Source organism: Escherichia sp. TC-EC600-tetX4 (assembly GCF_019356055.1).
GTDB lineage: Bacteria > Pseudomonadota > Gammaproteobacteria > Enterobacterales > Enterobacteriaceae.
Genome location: NZ_CP079924.1, coordinates 327,911 through 351,145, shown reverse-complemented (window position 1 = coordinate 351,145; position 23,235 = coordinate 327,911). Strand labels below are relative to the sequence as shown.

16 protein-coding genes are annotated in these 23,235 nt (G+C 52.9%); 11 read left to right on the top strand and 5 right to left on the bottom strand.

Annotation, left to right across the window (positions count from 1 at the left end; all coding sequences use genetic code 11):
• Nucleotides 1-231 precede the first annotated feature (231 nt).
• Complete coding sequence (gene pckA, locus KXD89_RS01575; RefSeq protein ID WP_001265681.1) at nt 232-1,854, top strand: phosphoenolpyruvate carboxykinase (ATP); 1,623 nt, start codon at nt 232-234, stop codon at nt 1,852-1,854.
• A gap of 75 nt (nt 1,855-1,929) precedes the next feature.
• On the opposite strand, the gene envZ is transcribed toward pckA, so the two are convergent.
• A complete protein-coding gene (envZ, locus tag KXD89_RS01570; protein WP_001253696.1) occupies nt 1,930-3,282 on the bottom strand; it encodes a two-component system sensor histidine kinase EnvZ in 1,353 nt (450 codons plus the stop codon).
• Entirely contained in the window at nt 3,279-3,998 is a 720-nt protein-coding gene (gene ompR, locus KXD89_RS01565; protein WP_001157751.1) for a two-component system response regulator OmpR, read from the bottom strand. The genes envZ and ompR overlap by 4 nt, the downstream gene beginning before the upstream one ends.
• Nucleotides 3,999-4,225: 227 nt before the next feature.
• Here ompR and greB point away from each other — a divergent pair, with 227 nt between their 5' ends.
• The 6 genes from greB (at nt 4,226) to rpnA (ending at nt 11,459) form a co-directional block, all read left to right on the top strand.
• Nucleotides 4,226-4,702 carry a transcription elongation factor GreB gene (gene greB, locus KXD89_RS01560; protein WP_000856737.1) on the top strand — a complete coding sequence of 159 codons (477 nt, stop codon included), beginning with the start codon at nt 4,226-4,228 and terminating at the stop codon, nt 4,700-4,702.
• Nucleotides 4,703-4,798: 96 nt separating this feature from the next.
• The gene (locus tag KXD89_RS01555; protein ID WP_000980727.1) at nt 4,799-7,120 is read left to right on the top strand and encodes a Tex family protein; all 2,322 of its coding nucleotides are present in this window, start codon (nt 4,799-4,801) and stop codon (nt 7,118-7,120) included.
• Nucleotides 7,121-7,576: 456 nt separating this feature from the next.
• Nucleotides 7,577-7,804, top strand: a complete 228-nt coding sequence (gene feoA / locus KXD89_RS01550; protein ID WP_001200455.1) for a ferrous iron transporter A — start codon at nt 7,577-7,579, stop codon at nt 7,802-7,804.
• A 16-nt stretch (nt 7,805-7,820) separates the two neighbouring features.
• Complete coding sequence (feoB, locus tag KXD89_RS01545) at nt 7,821-10,142, top strand: Fe(2+) transporter permease subunit FeoB (RefSeq protein ID WP_000737039.1); 2,322 nt, start codon at nt 7,821-7,823, stop codon at nt 10,140-10,142.
• On the top strand, nt 10,142-10,378 hold the full coding sequence (gene feoC / locus KXD89_RS01540) for a [Fe-S]-dependent transcriptional repressor FeoC (RefSeq protein WP_000157586.1): 237 nt from the start codon (nt 10,142-10,144) through the stop codon (nt 10,376-10,378). The genes feoB and feoC overlap by 1 nt, the downstream gene beginning before the upstream one ends.
• A 202-nt stretch (nt 10,379-10,580) precedes the next feature.
• A complete protein-coding gene (rpnA, locus tag KXD89_RS01535) occupies nt 10,581-11,459 on the top strand; it encodes a recombination-promoting nuclease RpnA (RefSeq protein ID WP_000039062.1) in 879 nt (292 codons plus the stop codon).
• Between the two features lie 28 nt (nt 11,460-11,487).
• Here the strand turns inward: rpnA and bioH are convergent, their stop codons facing one another.
• Nucleotides 11,488-12,258 (bottom strand): pimeloyl-ACP methyl ester esterase BioH, encoded by a 771-nt coding sequence (gene bioH / locus KXD89_RS01530; RefSeq protein WP_001060070.1) that lies wholly within the window; start codon nt 12,256-12,258, stop codon nt 11,488-11,490.
• A gap of 37 nt (nt 12,259-12,295) precedes the next feature.
• On the opposite strand from bioH, the gene gntX reads away from it, so the two are divergent.
• The 3 genes from gntX (at nt 12,296) to gntT (ending at nt 15,289) form a co-directional block, all read left to right on the top strand.
• Entirely contained in the window at nt 12,296-12,979 is a 684-nt protein-coding gene (gntX, locus tag KXD89_RS01525) for a DNA utilization protein GntX (RefSeq protein WP_001333371.1), read from the top strand.
• Nucleotides 12,980-13,037: 58 nt separating this feature from the next.
• On the top strand, nt 13,038-13,613 hold the full coding sequence (gene nfuA / locus KXD89_RS01520) for a Fe-S biogenesis protein NfuA (RefSeq protein ID WP_000619389.1): 576 nt from the start codon (nt 13,038-13,040) through the stop codon (nt 13,611-13,613).
• A gap of 359 nt (nt 13,614-13,972) precedes the next feature.
• Complete coding sequence (gene gntT / locus KXD89_RS01515; RefSeq protein WP_001131758.1) at nt 13,973-15,289, top strand: gluconate transporter; 1,317 nt, start codon at nt 13,973-13,975, stop codon at nt 15,287-15,289.
• 110 nt (nt 15,290-15,399) lie between these two features.
• Here the strand turns inward: gntT and malQ are convergent, their stop codons facing one another.
• Together malQ and malP are read right to left on the bottom strand one after the other, a co-directional pair.
• Nucleotides 15,400-17,484: a 4-alpha-glucanotransferase gene (gene malQ, locus KXD89_RS01510; RefSeq protein WP_000444342.1), complete on the bottom strand. Its 2,085-nt coding sequence runs from the start codon at nt 17,482-17,484 to the stop codon at nt 15,400-15,402.
• 9 nt (nt 17,485-17,493) lie between these two features.
• The gene (malP, locus tag KXD89_RS01505) at nt 17,494-19,887 is read right to left on the bottom strand and encodes a maltodextrin phosphorylase (RefSeq protein WP_000081909.1); all 2,394 of its coding nucleotides are present in this window, start codon (nt 19,885-19,887) and stop codon (nt 17,494-17,496) included.
• 611 nt (nt 19,888-20,498) lie between these two features.
• On the opposite strand from malP, the gene malT reads away from it, so the two are divergent.
• Nucleotides 20,499-23,204 (top strand): HTH-type transcriptional regulator MalT, encoded by a 2,706-nt coding sequence (malT, locus tag KXD89_RS01500; protein ID WP_000906961.1) that lies wholly within the window; start codon nt 20,499-20,501, stop codon nt 23,202-23,204.
• Nucleotides 23,205-23,235 lie beyond the last annotated feature (31 nt).

Genomic DNA, 23,235 nt, shown 5'->3' with positions numbered 1-23,235 from the left:
TCCACTCACAATATTCCCGCCATATAAACCAAGATTTAACCTTTTGAGAACATTTTCCACACCTAAAATGCTATTTCTGCGATAATAGCAACCGTTTCGTGACAGGAATCACGGAGTTTTTTGTCAAATATGAATTTCTCCAGATACGTAAATCTATGAGCCTTGTCGCGGTTAACACCCCCAAAAAGACTTTACTATTCAGGCAATACATATTGGCTAAGGAGCAGTGAAATGCGCGTTAACAATGGTTTGACCCCGCAAGAACTCGAGGCTTATGGTATCAGTGACGTACATGATATCGTTTACAACCCAAGCTACGACCTGCTGTATCAGGAAGAGCTCGATCCGAGCCTGACAGGTTATGAGCGCGGGGTGTTAACTAATCTGGGTGCCGTTGCCGTCGATACCGGGATCTTCACCGGTCGTTCACCAAAAGATAAGTATATCGTCCGTGACGATACCACTCGCGATACTTTCTGGTGGGCAGACAAAGGCAAAGGTAAGAACGACAACAAACCTCTCTCTCCGGAAACCTGGCAGCATCTGAAAGGCCTGGTGACCAGGCAGCTTTCCGGCAAACGTCTGTTCGTTGTCGACGCTTTCTGTGGTGCGAACCCGGATACTCGTCTTTCCGTCCGTTTCATCACCGAAGTGGCCTGGCAGGCGCATTTTGTCAAAAACATGTTTATTCGCCCGAGCGATGAAGAACTGGCAGGTTTCAAACCAGACTTTATCGTTATGAACGGCGCGAAGTGCACTAACCCGCAGTGGAAAGAACAGGGTCTCAACTCCGAAAACTTCGTGGCGTTTAACCTGACCGAGCGCATGCAGCTGATTGGCGGCACCTGGTACGGCGGCGAAATGAAGAAAGGGATGTTCTCGATGATGAACTACCTGCTGCCGCTGAAAGGTATCGCTTCTATGCACTGCTCCGCCAACGTTGGTGAGAAAGGCGATGTTGCGGTGTTCTTCGGCCTTTCCGGCACCGGTAAAACCACCCTTTCCACCGACCCGAAACGTCGCCTGATTGGCGATGACGAACACGGCTGGGACGATGACGGCGTGTTTAACTTCGAAGGCGGCTGCTACGCAAAAACTATCAAGCTGTCGAAAGAAGCGGAACCTGAAATCTACAACGCTATCCGTCGTGATGCGTTGCTGGAAAACGTCACCGTGCGTGAAGATGGCACTATCGACTTTGATGATGGTTCAAAAACCGAGAACACCCGCGTTTCTTATCCGATCTATCACATCGATAACATTGTTAAGCCGGTTTCCAAAGCGGGCCACGCGACTAAGGTTATCTTCCTGACTGCTGATGCTTTCGGCGTGTTGCCGCCGGTTTCTCGCCTGACTGCCGATCAAACCCAGTATCACTTCCTCTCTGGCTTCACCGCCAAACTGGCCGGTACTGAGCGTGGCATCACCGAACCGACGCCAACCTTCTCCGCTTGCTTCGGCGCGGCATTCCTGTCGCTGCACCCGACTCAGTACGCAGAAGTGCTGGTGAAACGTATGCAGGCGGCGGGCGCGCAGGCTTATCTGGTTAACACTGGCTGGAACGGCACTGGCAAACGTATCTCGATTAAAGATACCCGCGCCATTATCGACGCCATCCTCAACGGTTCGCTGGATAATGCAGAAACCTTCACTCTGCCGATGTTTAACCTGGCGATCCCAACCGAACTGCCGGGCGTAGACACGAAGATTCTCGATCCGCGTAACACCTACGCTTCTCCGGAACAGTGGCAGGAAAAAGCCGAAACCCTGGCGAAACTGTTTATCGACAACTTCGATAAATACACCGACACCCCTGCGGGTGCCGCGCTGGTAGCGGCTGGTCCGAAACTGTAATGATTTGAAGCTGGAGAATATCTATCCAGTATCTTATAGAAAGCAAAACGGGAGGCACCTTCGCCTCCCGTTTATTTACCCTTCTTTTGTCGTGCCCTGCGCCCGCGTTACCGGCACTGGCAGCCAGGCGCGAATGGAAAGCCCGCCCCGCTCGCTGGTGCCAAGCTCCAGCATCCCGTTATGGTTATCCACGATACGCTGCACAATTGCCAGCCCTAATCCCGTGCCGCTAATGGTGCGCGCACTGTCGCCGCGGACAAACGGCTGGAACAGGTGCTTACGTTGTTCCGGCGCAATTCCCGGACCGTCATCTTCCACCTGGAACCAGGCGCGATTCGGCTCCGTTCCGCTGCTGACTTTGATCCAGCCATTGCCATAACGGGCGGCGTTGACCACCATATTCGCCACCGCGCGTTTGATCGACAGCGGGTGCATTTTCACTTCAATGCTGCCGGGGTAAAGCGCGGTTTCAATTTCCCGCTCATAGCCACTTTCGGCAGCAATCACCTCACCGAGTACTGCATTAAGATCCGCCATTTCCATCGGCATCTCCTGCCCGGTGCGCAGGTAGTCGATAAACTGCTCAATGATGGCGTTGCACTCTTCGATATCTTTATTGATCGATTCTGCCAGATAGCCATCCTGCTCGCTCATCATCTCAGTCGCCAGGCGAATACGCGTCAGCGGCGTGCGCAAGTCGTGACTTACCCCCGCCATCAGCAGCGTGCGGTCATCCGCCAGTTGCTTAACACCAGCCGCCATATGGTTAAAGGCACGGGTAACGGAACGCACCTCCGAAGCGCCATACTCACGCAGCGGCGGCGGAATAATCCCTTTACCAACCTGCAAGGCTGCGTGTTCGAGATCGACCAACGGTCGGTTCTGGATACGAATAAACAGCCACGCCCCGCCTATCGCCAATAGCATAATCGCCAGCGTATAGCGGAACAGCGGAGAGAAATCGCCCTGATGAATTTCGGTCAGCGGCACGCGTACCCAGATATTGGGCGACAGCCAGGTTTTCAGCCAGACGACAGGCGAACTTTTGTTGACCTCAACGCGCACTTCCGTCGGGCCGCCCAGTTGCTGCGCCATCTGATGGCTTAAGAATTCATAGTGTTGCGCCCAACGCAGACCTGCCTCTTCGGCAGCCTCGTTGGAGTAGAGAGAGATCCCCAGCTCACGGTAGATCTCCCGACGGAAAGCGGGAGGCACAACCAACTGCGTGCCGTCCTCCAGTTGCAGTTTGTCGGTCATCAACATACGCACTTCGTACGCGAGGACTTTATTAAACTGCTGGAGGCTCGGCAAAATCGCGAAGTTCAGCACCACCAGATAAGTCGTCACCAGGCTGGCGAACAGCAAGGTGACGATGAGCAATAACGTACGGGCAAATGAACTTCGTGGCGAGAAGCGCAATCGCCTCATGCTTTAGAGCCGTCCGGTACAAAGACGTAGCCCAGACCCCAGACGGTCTGAATGTAACGCGGATGCGCTGGATCTTCTTCCACCATGCGGCGCAGACGCGAAATCTGCACGTCGATGGAGCGTTCCATTGCGGAATATTCACGACCACGGGCAAGGTTCATCAGCTTATCGCGGGAGAGCGGCTCACGCGGATGGCTGACCAGTGCCTTCAGTACCGCAAACTCACCGCTGGTGAGCGGCATCGGCTCGTCTTCGCGGAACATTTCGCGCGTACCGAGGTTAAGTTTGAACTTACCGAAAGCAATTACCGCCTCTTCCTGTGACGGTGCGCCTGGCAGTTCGTTCGCCTGACGACGCAGCACCGCACGGATACGGGCCAGCAGTTCACGCGGGTTAAACGGTTTTGGAATGTAGTCGTCAGCGCCAATCTCCAGGCCTACGATACGGTCCACTTCTTCCCCTTTCGCCGTCACCATAATGATCGGCATCGGGTTGCTCTGACTACGAAGACGTCGGCAAATCGACAAGCCATCTTCACCAGGTAACATTAAATCCAGTACCATAAGATGGAAAGATTCACGAGTCAGCAGGCGATCCATCTGTTCTGCATTAGCGACGCTTCGAACCTGGAAGCCTTGTTCGGTGAGATAACGTTCCAGCAGCGCACGCAGGCGCATGTCGTCATCGACCACCAGAATCTTGTAGTTCTCTTGCATTGTTTGTATTCCCAAAGGTTCGCAACAATTTGTAAGCGTGTATTCTTAAAAAAGCTCACGTTCGTCACCAGCTAAATCTGGTATGAATTTCAGCCTAAATTGTTACAAAGCATATTAAACAGCAGCTTAAGTATACAATTTATTCGGCGAAACATTATTGATTCTGTTGATATGATCACGTTATACCCAATGTGCGCATTATCAAACAGACAAAGGGAATCAACGAGATGAAAACGCCCCTGGTTACCCGGGAAGGGTATGAAAAACTCAAACAAGAGCTTAATTATCTCTGGCGTGAAGAACGCCCGGAGGTCACAAAAAAGGTGACCTGGGCCGCAAGTCTGGGCGACCGCAGCGAAAATGCTGACTATCAGTATAATAAAAAGCGTCTGCGTGAAATCGACCGTCGCGTGCGCTATCTCACTAAATGCCTGGAAAATCTCAAAATCGTCGATTACTCCCCTCAGCAGGAAGGCAAAGTCTTTTTTGGCGCGTGGGTGGAGATTGAAAACGACGATGGCGTGACTCACCGTTTCCGTATTGTCGGCTACGATGAAATTTTTGGCCGTAAAGATTACATCTCTATCGATTCCCCGATGGCCCGCGCATTGCTGAAAAAAGAAGTCGGCGATCTGGCGGTGGTGAATACCCCTGCCGGGGAAGCGAGCTGGTATGTTAATGCTATCGAGTACGTGAAACCGTAAGGAAGAGTCTTAACCTCCTGCCGATGGCTGGCATTTTTGCCAGCCAGTCCGTATAACTATCCCCTGATTTTTGATCCGAAAAGATGAACTCAAACCATGATGAATGATTCGTTCTGCCGCATTATTGCGGGTGAAATTCAGGCGCGCCCGGAACAGGTTGACGCTGCCGTTCGCCTGCTTGACGAAGGGAATACCGTGCCGTTTATCGCACGTTATCGTAAGGAAATCACCGGCGGTCTGGATGACACGCAGCTGCGTAATCTGGAAACGCGTCTGAGCTATCTGCGCGAGCTGGAAGAGAGACGTCAGGCGATCCTCAAGTCCATTTCCGAGCAAGGCAAACTCACCGATGATCTGGCGAAGGCCATCAACGCCACCCTAAGCAAAACCGAACTCGAAGACCTCTACCTGCCCTACAAACCTAAACGCCGCACCCGCGGGCAAATCGCCATTGAAGCAGGGCTTGAGCCGTTGGCTGACCTGCTGTGGAGCGATCCGTCACACACGCCAGAAGTCGCCGCTGCACAATATGTTTATGCCGATAAAGGCGTGGCAGATACCAAAGCCGCGCTGGATGGCGCGCGCTATATCCTGATGGAACGGTTTGCCGAAGATGCCGCGCTGCTGGCGAAAGTGCGTGATTATCTGTGGAAGAACGCGCATTTGGTTTCTACGGTGGTGAGCGGTAAAGAAGAGGAAGGGGCGAAATTCCGCGACTATTTCGATCATCACGAACCGTTGTCCACGGTGCCTTCTCACCGCGCGCTGGCGATGTTCCGTGGGCGTAACGAAGGCGTACTTCAGCTTTCGCTGAATGCCGATCCACAGTTCGATGAGCCGCCCAAAGAGAGCTATTGCGAGCAAATCATCATGGATCACCTTGGCCTGCGCCTGAACAATGCCCCGGCGGATAGCTGGCGCAAAGGCGTGGTGAGCTGGACGTGGCGCATCAAGGTGCTGATGCATCTGGAAACCGAACTGATGGGCACCGTGCGCGAACGTGCGGAAGATGAAGCAATCAACGTCTTTGCCCGTAACCTGCACGATCTGCTGATGGCGGCCCCTGCCGGACTGCGTGCAACGATGGGCCTCGATCCGGGTCTGCGTACTGGGGTAAAAGTGGCGGTGGTCGATGCCACTGGCAAACTGGTGGCGACCGACACCATTTACCCGCACACCGGACAGGCCGCAAAAGCAGCGATGACCGTTGCTGCGCTGTGTGAAAAACATAACGTTGAACTGGTAGCGATCGGTAACGGTACAGCTTCCCGCGAAACTGAGCGTTTCTATCTCGATGTGCAGAAGCAGTTCCCGAAAGTGACCGCGCAGAAAGTAATCGTCAGCGAAGCAGGCGCGTCGGTTTACTCGGCTTCCGAGCTGGCTGCACAGGAGTTCCCGGATCTCGACGTTTCGCTGCGTGGCGCGGTGTCTATCGCCCGCCGTTTGCAGGATCCGCTGGCGGAGCTGGTGAAAATCGATCCGAAATCTATCGGCGTAGGTCAGTATCAGCATGACGTCAGCCAGACGCAACTGGCCCGCAAACTGGACGCAGTAGTAGAAGACTGCGTAAACGCCGTTGGCGTCGATCTCAACACTGCTTCTGTTCCGCTGTTAACCCGCGTGGCGGGCCTGACGCGCATGATGGCGCAAAACATCGTTGCCTGGCGCGATGAGAACGGTCAGTTCCAGAACCGTCAGCAACTGTTAAAAGTGAGCCGTCTGGGGCCGAAAGCCTTCGAGCAGTGCGCGGGCTTCTTGCGCATTAACCACGGTGATAACCCGCTGGACGCGTCTACCGTTCACCCGGAAGCCTATCCGGTGGTGGAACGCATTCTGGCAGCAACACAGCAGGCACTGAAAGATCTGATGGGTAACAGCAGCGAACTGCGTAACCTGAAAGCGTCTGACTTTACTGATGAGAAATTCGGTGTGCCGACGGTAACCGACATCATCAAAGAGCTGGAAAAACCGGGTCGCGATCCGCGTCCGGAATTTAAAACCGCTCAGTTTGCCGATGGCGTCGAGACAATGAACGACCTGCAACCGGGTATGATCCTCGAAGGCGCAGTGACCAACGTCACCAACTTTGGCGCGTTTGTCGATATTGGCGTGCATCAGGACGGCCTGGTTCACATCTCTTCATTGTCGAACAAGTTTGTGGAAGATCCGCATACCGTGGTGAAAGCGGGCGACATTGTGAAGGTGAAAGTGCTGGAAGTGGATCTTCAGCGTAAACGTATCGCCCTGACTATGCGCCTGGATGAGCAGCCTGGCGAAACCAACGCTCGTCGCGGCGGCGGTAATGAACGCCCGCAAAACAACCGCCCGGCAGCCAAACCACGCGGTCGTGAAGCGCAGCCTGCCGGTAATAGCGCGATGATGGATGCGCTGGCGGCGGCAATGGGCAAAAAACGTTAAACGCCCGTACTGGCCTACGGTTCGAATTTGCACGAAATCGTAGGGCAGATAAGGCGTTCACGCCGCATCTGGCAACGAACGCCTTGCCTGACATAAAAGTGCCGGAGAATATCTCCGGCATTTTTATTCCACAGCCAAACTCATAATATATTCCGGCAATATTTATCATTTCATTAACAACTGAAACCTTAATTAAACATTAGCCAGTCCGGGTAATTCACTATTCGAATTATATTTTCGCTGCGATATAACCTTGAGCCACATCAACATTGAGTCAGATTATTATTCAAACCAACATTCGCACACATTTTAAGTATTGCTGATAGAAACCATTCTCATTATCATTGTGTTGTTGATTATTTAATCTCTCCTTTGTTGGCAAATCATCTGGTCTCATGTCGCTGTCAAACGCCCCATGAGGTAGTTATCCAGTTAATGAGAAACAAGTAGGCACCTATGCAATACACTCCAGATACTGCGTGGAAAATCACTGGCTTTTCCCGTGAAATCAGCCCGGCATATCGCCAAAAACTGCTTTCTCTTGGCATGTTACCTGGCTCCTCTTTTAATGTGGTGCGCGTCGCTCCACTCGGCGACCCCATTCATATCGAAACCCGTCGTGTGAGCCTGGTATTACGCAAAAAAGATCTGGCCTTATTAGAAGTGGAAGCGGTTTCCTGTTAATACGGTGATAACAACAATGAAAAAATTAACCATTGGCTTAATTGGTAATCCAAATTCTGGCAAGACAACGTTATTTAACCAGCTCACTGGCTCACGTCAGCGTGTAGGTAACTGGGCTGGCGTTACCGTCGAACGTAAAGAAGGGCAATTCTCCACCACCGATCATCAGGTCACGCTGGTGGACCTGCCCGGCACCTATTCTCTGACCACCATCTCATCGCAGACCTCGCTCGATGAGCAAATCGCCTGTCACTACATTTTGAGTGGCGACGCCGACCTGCTGATTAACGTGGTGGATGCGTCTAACCTTGAGCGTAACCTGTACCTGACGCTACAACTGCTGGAACTCGGCATTCCCTGCATTGTGGCACTGAACATGCTCGACATTGCCGAGAAGCAAAATATTCGTATTGAAATTGATGCTCTGTCGGCGCGTCTGGGCTGTCCGGTGATCCCGCTGGTTTCAACCCGTGGTCGCGGTATTGAAGCGCTCAAGCTGGCGATTGATCGCTATAAAGCTAACGAGAATGTGGAACTGGTGCATTACGCACAGCCGCTGCTCAACGAAGCAGATTCACTGGCAAAAGTGATGCCTTCCGACATCCCGCTGAAACAACGTCGCTGGCTGGGCCTGCAAATGCTGGAAGGCGATATCTACAGCCGCGCCTACGCCGGTGAAGCGTCGCAGCATCTGGATGCCGCCCTCGCCCGTCTGCGTAATGAGATGGACGATCCGGCGCTGCACATTGCCGATGCGCGTTACCAGTGCATTGCTGCCATCTGTGATGTGGTAAGCAACACCCTGACGGCAGAACCCAGCCGTTTCACCACTGCGGTAGATAAAATCGTGCTCAACCGTTTCCTCGGTCTGCCGATTTTCCTCTTTGTGATGTACCTGATGTTCCTGCTGGCTATCAACATCGGCGGGGCGTTACAGCCGCTGTTTGACGTCGGCTCCGTGGCGCTATTTGTGCATGGTATTCAATGGATTGGCTACACGCTCCACTTCCCGGACTGGCTGACTATCTTCCTCGCCCAGGGCCTGGGTGGCGGCATTAACACCGTGCTGCCACTGGTGCCGCAGATTGGCATGATGTACCTGTTCCTCTCCTTCCTTGAGGACTCCGGGTATATGGCGCGTGCGGCGTTTGTGATGGACCGTCTGATGCAGGCGCTGGGCTTGCCGGGGAAATCCTTTGTGCCGCTGATCGTCGGTTTCGGTTGTAACGTACCGTCGGTAATGGGTGCACGTACGCTTGATGCACCGCGTGAACGTCTGATGACCATCATGATGGCACCGTTTATGTCCTGCGGCGCGCGTCTGGCTATCTTCGCAGTATTCGCGGCTGCCTTCTTCGGGCAGAACGGTGCGCTGGCGGTCTTCTCGCTGTATATGCTGGGTATTGTGATGGCGGTGCTGACTGGCCTGATGCTCAAGTACACCATCATGCGCGGTGAAGCGACGCCGTTTGTCATGGAGTTGCCGGTCTATCATGTACCACACGTTAAAAGCCTGATTATCCAGACCTGGCAGCGTCTGAAAGGCTTCGTTCTGCGTGCTGGTAAAGTGATCATCATCGTCAGCATTTTCCTGAGCGCTTTCAACAGCTTCTCGCTGAGCGGGAAAATCGTCGATAACATCAACGACTCGGCGCTGGCGTCCGTCAGCCGGGTGATCACCCCGGTCTTCAAGCCAATTGGCGTGCATGAAGATAACTGGCAGGCAACGGTTGGCCTGTTTACAGGTGCCATGGCGAAAGAAGTGGTAGTGGGTACGCTCAACACCCTCTACACCGCAGAAAATATTCAGGACGAAGAGTTCAATCCGGCAGAATTTAACCTCGGTGAAGAGCTGTTCAGTGCGATAGATGAAACCTGGCAGAGCCTGAAAGACACCTTCAGCCTTAGCGTACTGATGAACCCCATTGAAGCCAGCAAAGGCGACGGCGAAATGGGTACCGGGGCGATGGGCGTGATGGATCAGAAATTCGGTAGCGCAGCAGCAGCTTACAGCTACCTGATTTTCGTCCTGCTGTATGTACCATGTATCTCGGTGATGGGGGCTATCGCCCGTGAATCAAGCCGTGGCTGGATGGGCTTCTCCATCCTGTGGGGGCTGAATATCGCTTACTCACTGGCAACATTGTTCTATCAGGTCGCCAGCTACAGTCAGCATCCAACTTACAGCCTGGTGTGCATTCTGGCGGTTATCCTGTTTAACATCGTGGTTATCGGTCTGCTGCGCCGCGCGCGTAGCCGGGTGGATATCGAACTGCTGGCAACCCGCAAGTCGGTAAGCAGTTGCTGCGCAGCCAGCACCACCGGTGATTGCCATTAATGGCTTCACTTATTCAGGTGCGCGATTTGCTGGCGTTACGGGGCCGTATGGAAGCGGCCCAGATAAGCCAGACATTGAACACTCCACAGCCAATGATTAACGCCATGCTGCAACAACTGGAAAGTATGGGCAAAGCCGTGCGGATTCAGGAAGAACCTGACGGCTGCCTCTCTGGCAGTTGTAAAAGCTGCCCGGAAGGAAAAGCCTGTCTGCGCGAGTGGTGGGCGCTGCGTTAACCTTACTCCATCGCCTGTTTTGGAAAGCCCGGTATGCGTCTGCATCCGGGCTTTTTTGCGTGCGGCTTTCCATAAAAATGCAACTCTTGCAGCACGGCGTAAGTTCCTTTGAAAGCATCTCGCAGGGATGAAAACTCGCTAATACACAGGTGTGGAGTGGCGCGTAGAGTCGCGGCATTCAAACAACAGGTGAAGGAACGCCATGAGCAAAAAGCAGAGTTCCACCCCACACGATGCGCTGTTCAAACTCTTTTTACGCCAACCGGACACGGCTCGTGATTTTCTTGCGTTTCATTTACCGGCACCCATTCACGCGCTTTGTGATATGAAAACCCTCAAGCTGGAGTCGAGCAGCTTTATTGATGACGATCTGCGTGAAAGCTATTCCGATGTGCTGTGGTCGGTGAAAACGGAACAAGGACCAGGATACATCTATTGTCTGATTGAACATCAAAGCACCTCAAACAAACTGATCGCATTTCGCATGATGCGTTACGCTATTGCCGCAATGCAAAATCACCTTGATGCTGGATACAAAACGTTGCCGATGGTGGTGCCATTGTTGTTTTACCACGGTATTGAAAGCCCCTATCCCTATTCGCTGTGTTGGCTGGATTGTTTCGCCGATCCCAAACTGGCAAGGCAGCTTTATGCCTCCGCATTTCCGCTGATTGATGTCACCGTCATGCCTGATGATGAAATCATGCAGCACCGACGTATGGCGCTGCTGGAGTTAATTCAAAAACATATTCGTCAACGCGACCTGATGGGGCTGGTAGAGCAAATGGCCTGCTTATTAAGTAGTGGATACGCTAATGACAGACAAATCAAAGGGCTGTTTAATTACATACTGCAAACTGGCGACGCTGTACGTTTTAACGATTTTATCGACGGCGTTGCCGAACGTTCACCGAAACACAAGGAGAGTTTAATGACTATTGCGGAAAGATTGCGGCAGGAGGGGGAACAATCCAAAGCCCTGCATATAGCCAAAATAATGCTTGAATCCGGAGTTCCTCTTGCAGACATCATGCGCTTTACCGGGCTGTCAGAAGAAGAGTTGGCTGCGGCGAGTCAGTAAAGTTCTGTCTCGCCATTTCAAAAGCCACCTACACCCTCTGCTTCAACGCCACCAGCAGGTGACAAAACTCGGCCGGATGCGAAATAAATGGCGCATGGGCCGCTTTGGCGAAGATATATGATTCGCTGTGAGGCCAAAGTTTATCCAGCATCGGCACCACTTTGCGCGGCACCAGACCGTCGAGATAGCCATACAATCGCAAAAACGGCATGGACACGTTTTGCAGCGGCTGACGGAGATCGACCGTTTTCAGGATTTCCAGCCCGCCATTAAGCACGTCAACCTCCGGCATCGGTAACGCCAGAACGGTTTTCTTCAACGCCCGCGCATCCTGGCGCGCCGTTTCAGTCCCCATGGTTTGTAACGCCAGGAACCGCTCCACTGTACGCTGAAAATCATCACTGAGTTGCTGCTGAAATCCCGCCAGCACGTCCGGTTTTATCCCCGGCCACTCGTCACGAGCACTAAAACAAGGTGACGACGCCACGGTGACCAGCGCCTGAACACGCTCGGGATGGGTTAACGCAATCTGGCTTGCCACCAGCCCGCCCAGACTCCAGCCTAACCAAATGGCTTTATCAGGTGCCTGTTGCAGCACGGCTTCGGCCATATCAGCAAGTGACAGCGCACCAAATCCCCGGCTACGCCCGAAGCCGGGCAGGTCAACAAGGTGCAGCGTAAAATGCGAGCTAAGTTCCTCGTCAATGCAACGCCACACTTCGGCATTCAGTCCCCATCCGTGCAGCAGCACAAGATGAACATTCCCCTGACCTTTGGTCTGCCACCAGATGTTATTCATCCGCTATTGTTCTCTTTTGACTTACAAGGATGAACATATGCTAACAGTACCGGGATTATGCTGGCTATGCCGAATGCCACTGGCGTTAGGTCATTGGGGGATTTGTTCGGTCTGTTCACGCGCCACCCGCACAGATAAAACGTTATGCCCACAATGTGGATTACCCGCCACACACTCCCATCTTCCCTGCGGTCGCTGCCTGCAAAAACCGCCGCCCTGGCAAAGACTGGTCACGGTTGCCGACTATGCGCCGCCGTTAAGTCCGCTTATCCACCAGCTTAAATTTTCCCGGCGCAGTGAAATCGCCAGCGCCCTGTCACGTCTGTTACTATTGGAAGTCTTACACGCTCGTCGCACCACCGGGTTGCAATTGCCGGATCGCATCGTCAGCGTTCCGTTATGGCAGCGGCGTCACTGGCGTCGGGGATTTAATCAGAGCGATTTGCTGTGTCAGCCGTTATCACGCTGGTTGCACTGCCAATGGGATAGCGAAGCCGTCACACGTACACGGGCCACTGCGACCCAGCATTTTCTCAGTGCCCGGCTGCGCAAGCGCAACCTGAAAAATGCCTTTCGTCTTGAATTGCCCGTGCAAGGTCGCCATATGGTGATTGTGGATGATGTCGTTACCACCGGAAGTACCGTCGCAGAGATTGCGCAGTTGCTTTTACGCAATGGTGCGGCGGCTGTCCAGGTCTGGTGCCTTTGTCGAACCTTGTAGAGCCTCGATGATGGGCGTATTATAACCAACTAAAATAGTCAACTATTAGGCCATTACTATGATCCGTATTTCCGATGCTGCACAAGCGCACTTTGCCAAACTGCTGGCAAATCAGGAAGAAGGGACACAAATCCGCGTATTTGTGATTAACCCTGGCACGCCTAACGCTGAATGTGGCGTTTCTTATTGTCCGCCGGACGCTGTGGAAGCCACCGACACAGCCCTGAAATTTGACCTGCTGACCGCGTATGTTGATGAGTTAAGCGCACCATACCTGGAAGATGCAGAGATCGATTTTGTTACCGACCAGTTGGGTTCCCAGTTAACGCTGAAAGCCCCGAACGCCAAAATGCGTAAAGTGGCAGACGATGCACCGCTGATGGAGCGCGTGGAGTATATGCTGCAGTCGCAGATCAACCCACAGCTTGCTGGTCACGGTGGTCGCGTTTCGCTGATGGAAATCACCGAAGACGGTTACGCCATTCTGCAATTTGGCGGCGGCTGTAACGGTTGTTCCATGGTCGATGTGACGCTGAAAGAAGGGATCGAGAAGCAGCTGCTGAACGAATTCCCGGAGCTGAAAGGTGTGCGCGATCTCACCGAACACCAGCGCGGCGAACACTCCTACTACTAAGTTATCCCCTCTTTTGTAGATTGCCCGATGCGACGCTAAAGCGTCATTTCGGGCCTACGTTGAACATGTGCCAGACGTTGGCGCAGCATTGCTTTGTCAAATCCTCGGTTCGTTTCCCCGCGATAATATGACCAACCTCTCATAATTTAAATTTACCCCGCTCTGGTGATTCTCAAACGCCAGATGTTACCCGTATCATTCACATGGGTACCAAACATACTCCTGACATCTGACTACAATAATTAGTTTTAGTGGGTATCAGTCGTGGTGCCGCAATATCTCTGTTCCCGATTGGGATAATTAGAGTTTGTCGTCAGAAAATTGACGTTACCCATAACAAATGAAAGGCCAGGTAAATCATGCCATTAGTCATTGTTGCTATCGGTGTAATCTTGTTGTTGCTCCTGATGATCCGCTTCAAAATGAACGGCTTCATCGCTCTCGTCCTCGTGGCGCTTGCTGTTGGATTAATGCAAGGAATGCCGCTGGATAAAGTTATTGGCTCCATCAAAGCCGGTGTCGGCGGGACGCTCGGTAGCCTTGCCCTGATCATGGGTTTTGGCGCAATGCTGGGCAAAATGCTGGCAGACTGCGGTGGCGCACAACGTATCGCCACCACGCTGATTGCCAAATTTGGTAAAAAACACATCCAGTGGGCGGTGGTACTGACCGGTTTTACCGTTGGTTTTGCCCTGTTCTATGAAGTGGGCTTTGTGCTGATGCTGCCGCTGGTGTTTACCATCGCGGCTTCTGCGAATATTCCACTGCTGTATGTTGGTGTACCAATGGCGGCTGCACTGTCTGTGACCCACGGCTTCCTGCCACCGCATCCGGGTCCGACTGCGATTGCCACCATTTTCAATGCCGATATGGGTAAAACCCTGCTGTACGGTACTATTCTGGCAATCCCGACCGTGATTCTCGCCGGTCCGGTTTACGCTCGCGTGTTGAAAGGTATCGATAAGCCAATTCCGGAAGGTCTCTACAGCGCGAAAACCTTCAGCGAAGAAGAGATGCCGAGCTTTGGCGTCAGCGTCTGGACCTCTCTGGTGCCGGTAGTACTGATGGCGATGCGTGCGATTGCCGAAATGATCCTGCCGAAAGGTCACGCTTTCCTGCCGGTAGCGGAGTTCCTCGGTGACCCGGTAATGGCAACGCTGATTGCCGTGCTGATTGCGATGTTCACCTTTGGTCTAAACCGTGGTCGTTCAATGGATCAGATTAACGACACGCTGGTTTCTTCCATCAAAATCATTGCGATGATGCTGTTGATCATCGGTGGTGGCGGTGCGTTCAAGCAGGTGCTGGTAGACAGCGGCGTGGACAAATACATTGCTTCCATGATGCACGAAACCAACATTTCTCCGCTGCTGATGGCCTGGTCGATTGCTGCCGTACTGCGTATCGCGCTGGGTTCCGCAACCGTTGCGGCAATCACTGCGGGTGGTATCGCGGCACCGCTGATTGCAACGACGGGTGTTAGCCCGGAGCTGATGGTTATTGCGGTTGGTTCCGGTAGTGTGATTTTCTCTCATGTGAACGATCCGGGCTTCTGGCTGTTCAAAGAGTACTTTAACCTGACTATCGGCGAGACCATCAAATCCTGGTCGATGCTGGAAACCATTATCTCGGTGTGCGGTCTGGTAGGCTGTCTGCTGCTGAATATGGTGATTTGATAACACTGACTGCCGGATGCGGCGTGACCGCCTTATCCGGCCTACGATTCGGGATGAATTAGTAGGCCGGATAAGACGCGTCAAGCATCGCATCCGGCATCAACCGCACTCTACTTCTTCTTCGCTGCAGCTCTGCGCCGTCTGTCCAAATCCTTCAGCAACTTGTTCACGCCATCATCGGCAAACATCGACTCAAGCGTTGCGGAAAGCTTGCGTCGCCAGTTTTTATACTGGTAACTGGTGCCAGGAATATTCACCGGTTCGGCCATATCCAGCCAGTCTTCCGGCTGTAGTCCTAACAGAGCACTGTTACTGTCGGCAATGTAGCGCTGCAAACCACGGTTCAGCGTCGGCGTCATCGACATCAACGATGCCTTATGCCCGGCACGTTTCGGCAGACAACCATATTTATGCAGTGCATCCAGCAGCCCTTGCTTCGCCAGTTCGCGATCCTGATACAGACCGCGCAGTACCACTTCATCCGGATACAGCCCCAGGGTTTTGCCCAGCGTTAGATCCCCGCACTCCCAGTAACCGCGCAGCGTTGGCAGGTCATGTGTCGCCGCAACCGCCATCGACTGCTCCGGATACGCTTTCGGTGCACGGAACGTCTTCTCGTGGTCGTTTTCGAAATAGAGCACTTTGTAAGAGTACACACCGCTGCTGCGCAGCTTACCGACAATCTCTACCGGTACGGTACCGAGATCTTCACCAATCACCATACAGCGATGACGTTTACTTTCGAGTGCCAGAATCGAGAGCAGATCATCCACCGGATAGTGAACATACGCGCCCTGATCTGCCGTCTCGCCATACGGTATCCACCACAAACGCAGCATCGACATCACATGGTCAATTCGTAATGCGCCGCAGTTTTGCATATTGGCACGCAACAGCTCGATAAACGGTTCATAGGCACGCGCGGTGATGATATGCGGGTCCATTGGCGGTAATCCCCAGTTCTGCCCCAACGGGCCGAGGATATCCGGCGGCGCGCCAACCGATGCTTTCAGGCAATATAGTTCACGGTCACACCAGGTTTCCGCCCCACCTTCCGCTACGCCAACCGCCAGATCACGATACAAGCCAATCGGCATTTCATAGCCCTGGCTTATCTCCCAGCAGGCGGCAAACTGGCTGTAAGCCAGCCACTGCAACCAGAGATAAAAATCGACGTCATCACGATGTTCTTCGCAGAACTGACGCACTTCTGGTGAATCCACGTTCTGATACATCTCTGGCCATGCAGGCCAGCCCCAGCGCATTTCGTCCTCTTTCACTTGCTGGGCATGTAGCGCATCAAAGGCTGCCTGCCAGAACAGGCTGTCGCCCTGCTCTGCAACAAACTGGCGAAACGCGGCCATCTGCTCATCATCACGTTGCGCGAAACCTTTCCACGCCATTCGTAATGCTGTCATTTTTAGGGCGGTAACCGTGGAGTAATCGACCCAGTCGGCATCGCGCGCCTGTTGCAGCGTCTGTTGCGTGGTCGGCAACTGCCACCAGGCCTGAGCCTCTTCGCTAAGATGGAAATCTTCAACGGCGTTAACGTCGATATAAATCACATTCAGCCAACGGCGAGAAGACGGGCTGTATGGGCTGGCGCTCTCCGGATTTGCCGGATAGAGCGCATGAATCGGGTTCAGGCCAATGAACGACCCGCCACGTTTTGCCACATCCACCAGCATCGCTTTGAGATCGCCAAAATCCCCAATACCCCAGTTTTTTTCCGATCGCAGCGTATAAAGCTGAACGCAGGCACCCCACAGCTTTTGTTTATTCAGCAACGCCTGCGGTTCGTAACAGCGTTTCGGGGCGACAATCACCCGGCAATGCGCGCGCTGGTCGTCCTGGGTGAGTGTCAGCGTGTGATAACCTTCCGGCAGCTTCGTCGGTAGATTGAACGCTTTGCCCCCCGTTACATGGCCTTTGTACTGCGTTCCTTCTTCGGTGGTCAGCAGCCAGCTATATTCGCCGCTGCCCTCCACCACCATCGGCATTTTTTTGCCGCTGGTATAAACCATGACATTCGGGACTGGCGTTACCGCCACTTTCGTGGCGGTACGTTGATGCATCGCGTCAAGCAAACGCCGTTTGGTTTCGGCGCTAATCGACTGCGGTTTACCGTGGGCATTGATGTAATTGGGGCTAATCCCCGCCGCCAGCGCGGCATTATCCAGACGTTTGCTTTCCATCGAGCTTCCTTAGCGTTTTGCCTGCCAGATACGAGCCTGATAATCGCGAATAGAGCGATCCGAGCTAAACATACCGCAGCGGGCGGTATTGAGGATCGCCGCGCGAGTCCAGGCCTCCTGGTCGCGGTACAGCACATCCACCTGCTTTTGTGCCTCTACATAGGCTGCGAAATCCGCCATCACCAGATACGGATCGCCGCCCTGTTTGCCGATACTGTGCAGCATCTGGTCGAAGGCATGCTTATCGCCGTCGCTGTATTTACCGCTTTCCAGCTCTTTCAATACTGCGTCCAGCACCTTATCTTTCTTCCGCCATTTCACCGGGTCGTAGCCTTTGGCCAGAATTGCCTTCACTTGTTCCACGGTATGACCAAAAATAAAGATATTTTCTTCACCGACTTTCTCGGCGATTTCAACGTTCGCCCCATCCAGCGTACCGACAGTAAGCGCACCATTGAGCGCCAGTTTCATATTGCCGGTACCGGAAGCTTCTTTACCTGCAGTCGAAATTTGTTCGGAGATATCCGCCGCCGGGATCAGTTTTTCCGCCGCCGAAACGCAATAATCCGGCAGGAACACCACCTTCAACTTATCGCCAACCAGCGGATCGTTGTTGATCACGTCAGCCACTTTGTTGATCGCAAAGATAATATTCTTCGCCAGGTAGTAGCCCGGTGCCGCTTTCGCGCCGAAGAGGAAGACGCGCGGTACGCGATCAGCCTGCGGGTTTTCACGAATTTCTTTGTACAACGCCAGAATATGCAGCAGATTCAGGTGCTGGCGTTTGTACTCATGCAAACGTTTGATCTGAATATCGAAAATCGCCTGTGGATTGATCTCAATACCGGTACGAACTTTCACAAACTCCGCCAGACGGACTTTATTCGCCTGCTTGATCTCGCGATATTGCTGACGGAATTTCGCATCATCAGCGAATTTTTCCAGATTGATCAGCTGATCGAGATCGTTAGCCCACTCTTTTTGCAGTGATTTATCCAACAGAGCCGCCAGTGCCGGGTTGCACTGTTTGATCCAGCGACGTGGGGTAATACCGTTGGTGACGTTATGGAATTTGTTCGGCCATAGCTGGTGATATTCCGGGAACAGATCTTTCACCACCAGATCCGAGTGCAGCGCCGCAACACCGTTCACCGCGAAACCGCCAACCACACACAGGTTCGCCATATGCACTTGTTTGTCGTGCACCACCGCCAGTTTGGCCCACACTTTTTCATCGCCCGGCCAGGTTTTCTCTACCAGCGTTTTAAAGCGAGTATTAATTTCGTTAATAATCTGCATGTGGCGCGGCAGTAAGCCTTTCACCAGTTTCACATCCCAGCGTTCCAGCGCTTCTGGCATCAGGGTATGGTTGGTGTAAGCGAAAGTTTTGCTGGTAATGGCCCAGGCGTCATCCCAGCTCATCTGGTGCTCATCGATCAGCACGCGCAGCAGTTCTGGAATCGCGATAGTTGGGTGGGTATCGTTCAGCTGAATAACTTCGTAATCCGCCAGTTCGTGCAGTTTACGCCCCGCCAGATGATGGCGACGCAAAATATCCGCTACCGAACAGGCACACTGGAAGTATTGCTGCATCAGGCGCAGCTTTTTACCGGCAGTATGGTTGTCGTTTGGATAGAGAACTTTGGTCAGTTTTTCCGCATTGATGCCCTGCTGTTCGGCACGCAAGAAATCACCGTCGTTAAATTTAGTCAGATCAAACGGATGCGCGTGCGTCGCCTGCCACAGACGCAGCGGCTGCGCCACGCCATTACGATAGCCGACAACGGGGAGATCCCACGCTTGACCGGTAATGGTAAACTCCGGCTCCCAGCGTCCGTCTTTCGTCACTTTACCGCCAATCCCTACCTGCACATCCAGTGCTTCGTTGTGGCGGAACCACGGGTAGTTACTGCGATGCCAGTCATCCGGCGCTTCAACCTGTTTGCCATCGACAAAAGACTGGCGGAACAAACCATATTGATAGTTCAGACCGTAACCCGTCGCAGACTGACCGACAGTTGCCATTGAGTCGAGGAAGCACGCCGCCAGACGTCCCAGACCACCGTTACCCAGCGCCGGGTCGATCTCTTCTTCCAGCAGGTCCGTCAGATTGATGTCATAAGCCTTCAACGAATCCTGTACATCCTGATACCAGCCGAGATTCAACAGGTTGTTGCCCGTCAGGCGACCAATCAAAAACTCCATTGAGATGTAGTTAACATGTCGCTGATTCGCCACCGGCTTGGCGAATGGCTGAGCACGCAGCATTTCGGCCAGTGCTTCACTCACTGCTAGCCACCACTGGCGAGGAGTCATTTCAGCCGCAGAATTTAAGCCATAACGCTGCCACTGACGTGAAAGCGCTTCCTGAAATTGCTTATCGTTAAAAATAGGTTGTGACATAGGAGTTCCACTTTTCTTAGATTTTCAACACAACGTTATCGCTAGTTTGCCAGGCTCGATGTTGACCTTCCTCATCCTGCGGGGGATTAGGCAGGGAGGAGTTGCGGGGATGAGCAAGGAAATGTGATCTCAACCACTTAAAGCTAGTGCAAACCACAGGATTAGCATCAAATCAATGCAATACAGCGCAGAAAATCTGTATCTAAGTGCAAAAAATGGCCGTTGCGTATTTTCAAAAAGCGGAAGGTAACTCTATAAATTAAGTAAAGGAGTGAAACAGTTTCATAAGTAAAATATCCAGTGTGCTCCATCTCATTCTTAATAGATTTATTAAGATCATCTTTTTAGATGGCACTTTCATCAGGAATGAAGAAGAAACCCTTGCTTAAATGAATCTGATGAACATAAGGGAAACCAGTATTCACGCTGGATCAGCGTCGTTTTAGGTGAGTTGTTAATAAAGATTTGGAATTGTGACACAGTGCAAATTCAGACACATAAAAAAACGTCATCGCTTGCATTAGAAAGGTTTCTGGCCGACCTTATAACCATTAATTACGAAGCGCAAAAAAAATAATATTTCCTCATTTTCCACAGTGAAGTGATTAACTATGCTGATTCCGTCAAAACTAAGTCGTCCGGTTCGACTCGACCATACCGTGGTTCGTGAGCGCCTGCTGGCTAAACTTTCCGGCGCGAACAACTTCCGGCTGGCGCTGATCACGAGTCCTGCGGGCTACGGAAAGACCACCCTCATTTCCCAGTGGGCGGCAGGCAAAAACGATATCGGCTGGTACTCGCTGGATGAAGGTGATAACCAGCAAGAGCGTTTCGCCAGCTATCTCATTGCCGCCGTGCAGCAGGCAACCAACGGTCACTGTGCGATATGTGAGACGATGGCGCAAAAACGGCAATATGCCAGCCTGACGTCACTCTTCGCCCAGCTTTTCATTGAGCTGGCGGAATGGCATAGCCCACTTTATCTGGTCATCGATGACTATCATCTGATCACTAATCCAGTGATCCACGAGTCAATGCGCTTCTTTATTCGCCATCAACCAGAAAATCTCACCCTGGTGGTGTTGTCACGCAACCTTCCGCAACTGGGCATTGCCAATCTGCGTGTTCGTGATCAACTGCTGGAAATTGGCAGTCAGCAACTGGCATTTACCCATCAGGAAGCGAAGCAGTTTTTTGATTGCCGTCTGTCATCGCCGATTGAAGCCGCAGAAAGCAGTCGGATTTGCGATGACGTTTCCGGTTGGGCGACGGCACTACAGCTAATCGCCCTCTCCGCCCGGCAGAATACCCACTCAGCCCATAAGTCGGCACGCCGCCTGGCGGGAATCAATGCCAGCCATCTTTCGGATTATCTGGTCGATGAGGTTTTGGATAACGTCGATCTCGCAACGCGCCATTTTCTGTTGAAAAGCGCCATTTTGCGCTCAATGAACGATGCCCTCATCACCCGTGTGACCGGCGAAGAAAACGGGCAAATGCGCCTCGAAGAGATTGAGCGTCAGGGGCTGTTTTTACAGCGGATGGATGATACCGGCGAGTGGTTCTGCTATCACCCGCTGTTTGGTAACTTCCTGCGCCAGCGCTGCCAGTGGGAACTGGCGGCGGAGCTGCCGGAAATCCACCGTGCCGCCGCAGAAAGCTGGATGGCCCAGGGATTTCCCAGCGAAGCAATTCATCATGCGCTGGCGGCAGGCGATGCGCTGATGCTGCGCGATATTCTGCTTAATCACGCCTGGAGTCTGTTCAACCATAGCGAACTGTCGCTGCTGGAAGAGTCGCTTAAGGCCCTGCCGTGGGACAGCTTGCTGGAAAATCCGCAGTTGGTGTTATTGCAGGCGTGGCTGATGCAAAGCCAACATCGCTACGGCGAAGTTAACACCCTGCTAGCCCGTGCTGAACATGAAATCAAGGACATCAGAGAAGACACCATGCACGCAGAATTTAACGCTCTGCGCGCCCAGGTGGCGATTAACGATGGTAATCCGGATGAAGCGGAACGGCTGGCAAAACTGGCACTGGAAGAGCTGCCGCCGGGCTGGTTCTATAGCCGCATTGTGGCAACCTCGGTGCTGGGTGAAGTGCTGCACTGCAAAGGCGAATTGACCCGCTCACTGGCGCTAATGCAGCAAACCGAACAGATGGCACGCCAGCACGATGTCTGGCACTACGCTTTGTGGAGTTTAATCCAGCAAAGTGAAATTCTGTTTGCCCAAGGGTTCCTGCAAACCGCGTGGGAAACGCAGGAAAAAGCATTCCAGCTGATCAACGAGCAGCATCTGGAACAGCTGCCAATGCATGAGTTTCTGGTGCGCATTCGTGCGCAGCTGTTATGGGCCTGGGCGCGGCTGGATGAAGCCGAAGCGTCGGCGCGTAGCGGGATTGAAGTCTTGTCGTCTTATCAGCCACAGCAACAGCTTCAGTGCCTGGCAATGTTGATTCAATGCTCGCTGGCCCGTGGTGATTTAGATAACGCCCGTAGCCAGCTGAACCGTCTGGAAAACCTGCTGGGGAATGGCAAATATCACAGCGACTGGATCTCTAACGCCAACAAAGTCCGGGTGATTTACTGGCAAATGACCGGCGATAAAGCCGCCGCTGCCAACTGGTTGCGTCATACGGCTAAACCAGAGTTTGCGAACAACCACTTCCTGCAAGGTCAATGGCGCAACATTGCCCGTGCACAAATCTTGCTGGGCGAGTTTGAACCGGCAGAAATTGTTCTCGAAGAACTCAATGAAAATGCCCGGAGTCTGCGGTTGATGAGCGATCTCAACCGTAACCTGTTGCTGCTTAATCAACTGTACTGGCAGGCCGGACGTAAAAGTGACGCCCAGCGCGTGTTGCTGGACGCATTAAAACTGGCGAATCGCACCGGATTTATCAGCCATTTTGTCATCGAAGGCGAAGCGATGGCGCAACAACTGCGTCAGCTGATTCAGCTTAATACGCTGCCGGAACTGGAACAGCATCGCGCGCAGCGTATTCTGCGAGAAATCAATCAACATCATCGGCATAAATTCGCCCATTTCGATGAGAATTTCGTTGAACGTCTGCTAAATCATCCTGAAGTACCTGAACTGATCCGCACCAGCCCGCTGACGCAACGTGAATGGCAGGTACTGGGGCTGATCTACTCTGGTTACAGCAATGAGCAAATTGCCGGAGAACTGGAAGTCGCGGCAACCACCATCAAAACGCATATCCGCAATCTGTATCAGAAACTCGGCGTGGCCCATCGCCAGGATGCGGTACAACACGCCCAGCAATTGCTGAAGATGATGGGGTACGGCGTGTAAGTTTAGCCGGATAACGCGCCAGATCCGGCTT

Bases quoted from the DNA above. Each gene is read 5' to 3' on its own strand.
- malP (WP_000081909.1), bottom strand. From the start codon at position 19,887: ATGTCACAACCTATTTTTAACGATAAGCAATTTCAGGAAGCGCTTTCA.
- gntX (WP_001333371.1), top strand. From the start codon at position 12,296: ATGCTAACAGTACCGGGATTATGCTGGCTATGCCGAATGCCACTGGCG.
- bioH (WP_001060070.1), bottom strand. From the start codon at position 12,258: ATGAATAACATCTGGTGGCAGACCAAAGGTCAGGGGAATGTTCATCTT.
- envZ (WP_001253696.1), bottom strand. From the start codon at position 3,282: ATGAGGCGATTGCGCTTCTCGCCACGAAGTTCATTTGCCCGTACGTTA.
- pckA (WP_001265681.1), top strand. From the start codon at position 232: ATGCGCGTTAACAATGGTTTGACCCCGCAAGAACTCGAGGCTTATGGT.
- malT (WP_000906961.1), top strand. From the start codon at position 20,499: ATGCTGATTCCGTCAAAACTAAGTCGTCCGGTTCGACTCGACCATACC.
- ompR (WP_001157751.1), bottom strand. From the start codon at position 3,998: ATGCAAGAGAACTACAAGATTCTGGTGGTCGATGACGACATGCGCCTG.
- nfuA (WP_000619389.1), top strand. From the start codon at position 13,038: ATGATCCGTATTTCCGATGCTGCACAAGCGCACTTTGCCAAACTGCTG.
- feoA (WP_001200455.1), top strand. From the start codon at position 7,577: ATGCAATACACTCCAGATACTGCGTGGAAAATCACTGGCTTTTCCCGT.
- feoB (WP_000737039.1), top strand. From the start codon at position 7,821: ATGAAAAAATTAACCATTGGCTTAATTGGTAATCCAAATTCTGGCAAG.
- KXD89_RS01555 (WP_000980727.1), top strand. From the start codon at position 4,799: ATGATGAATGATTCGTTCTGCCGCATTATTGCGGGTGAAATTCAGGCG.
- feoC (WP_000157586.1), top strand. From the start codon at position 10,142: ATGGCTTCACTTATTCAGGTGCGCGATTTGCTGGCGTTACGGGGCCGT.
- rpnA (WP_000039062.1), top strand. From the start codon at position 10,581: ATGAGCAAAAAGCAGAGTTCCACCCCACACGATGCGCTGTTCAAACTC.
- malQ (WP_000444342.1), bottom strand. From the start codon at position 17,484: ATGGAAAGCAAACGTCTGGATAATGCCGCGCTGGCGGCGGGGATTAGC.
- gntT (WP_001131758.1), top strand. From the start codon at position 13,973: ATGCCATTAGTCATTGTTGCTATCGGTGTAATCTTGTTGTTGCTCCTG.
- greB (WP_000856737.1), top strand. From the start codon at position 4,226: ATGAAAACGCCCCTGGTTACCCGGGAAGGGTATGAAAAACTCAAACAA.